This is a genomic window from Variovorax sp. 01N425 (assembly GCF_056399465.1).
The window spans coordinates 1-534 of record NZ_JBFTRJ010000059.1 but is presented as its reverse complement, the minus strand read 5'-3'; the positions used below and the strand labels follow the sequence as shown (position 1 = coordinate 534).

1 protein-coding gene and 1 pseudogene are annotated in these 534 nt (G+C 65.9%); both read left to right on the top strand.

From position 1 onward, the window contains the following. Nucleotides 1–375: pseudogene (locus tag AC1DSC_RS32680) on the top strand (NAD(P)(+) transhydrogenase (Re/Si-specific) subunit alpha); the annotation flags it as partial. A gap of 34 nt (nucleotides 376–409) precedes the next feature. After that, nucleotides 410–534, top strand: a 125-nt coding sequence (locus tag AC1DSC_RS32675; protein ID WP_478132099.1) for a proton-translocating transhydrogenase family protein, incomplete at its 3' end; no start/stop codon positions are given.

Below are 534 nucleotides of genomic sequence, written 5' to 3'. Positions count from 1 at the left end.
GCCGACATCGTCATCAGCACCGCGCTCATTCCCGGACGCGCCGCGCCCACGCTCATCACCGAGGACATGGTCAAGGCCATGAAGCCCGGCTCGGTGATCGTCGACATCGCGGCCGGCAAGGGCGCGGACGGCATCGGCGGCAACTGCCCGCTGTCGGAGGCCGACAAGACGGTGGTCAAGCACGGCGTGACCATCGTGGGCGAGACCAACCTGCCGGCGCTGGTGGCGGCCGACGCGTCGGCGCTCTATGCGCGCAACGTGCTCGACTTCCTCAAGCTCATCGTCACCAAGGAGGGCGGCCTGAAGATCGACCTCGAGGACGACATCGTCGCTGCCTGCCGCGTTGCGCAGGACGGCCAGGTCACGAAGAAATAAGCCGCCCCCAGCACCCACGCGAGGAGAAGAAATCATGGATCCCGTTTCCCATACCGTCATCAACCTCATCATCTTCGTGCTGGCCATCTACGTGGGCTACCACGTGGTGTGGACCGTCACGCCCGCGCTGCACACGCCGCTGATGGCCGTGACCAACGC